Genomic DNA, 839 nt, shown 5'->3' on the forward strand with positions numbered 1-839 from the left:
GGTTTGCACGACATCTTCACCTCGATAGCTGTGACGTGGATCAAGCACCGGCACATAGCGCGAGAAGGTGTCGACCACCGTGAGCACCCGCAGTTTCTTGCCGGTCGCGAGTTGGTCGTGAACGAAGTCCATCGCCCAGACATCGTTCGGTCCAACGGCCATTTGCCGATCTTCCCGCAGCTTGGCTTTGACCCGTCGCTTCGGCGTCTTGTTACGCAGTTGCAGGCCCAAGTCTCTGTAAATGCGATAGGTTCGCTTGATGTTGGTCCCCCAACCCTCGCGCTCCAACAATACATGCACGCGACGATAGCCGTAGCGAACACGTATCTCGCAGATCTCACGAATACGACGTTCCAGACCGGCCTGATCGGCACGGCGAGAGGTGTAATGGTAGGTCGACCGATCGAAGTTCAGTGCCCCACAGGCGCGCCGGATCGAGATCATCCAATCCCGGCACATACCTTTCACCATCTCGCGTTTCCGAGCAGGCCTTAGAGCTTTCGCCGAATGACATCCTGCAACATCTCACGGTCCAGCGTCAGGTCCGCGACGATCTTCTTCAACCGCGCATTCTCGTCCTCGAGCTGCTTCAGCTTCTTCATCTCCGGCGGCAGCATGCCCGCGTATTTTTTCTTCCAGTTGAAATAGGTCGCCTGGCTAATTCCCGCCTTGCGGCAGATCTCCGCCACCGACACTCCTTCATCACCCTGCTTCAGAATGAACGCCTTCTGAGCGTCCGAAAACTGCGATGCTTTCATCGTCTTCCGTTCCTTTCCCAGCCAGGAAAATGCACCGGAAAACTCTAACCAAAAACGGTCCAGTTTGAAGGGTTCAGATCA

1 pseudogene is annotated in these 839 nt (G+C 56.0%); it reads right to left on the minus strand.

Going from position 1 to position 839, the window contains the following annotated elements:
* Positions 1-758: pseudogene (locus ACQZ5K_RS27055) on the minus strand (IS3 family transposase); the annotation flags it as partial.
* Between the last annotated feature and the right edge of the window lie 81 nt (positions 759-839).

Source organism: Agrobacterium sp. 22-226-1 (genome assembly GCF_053522345.1).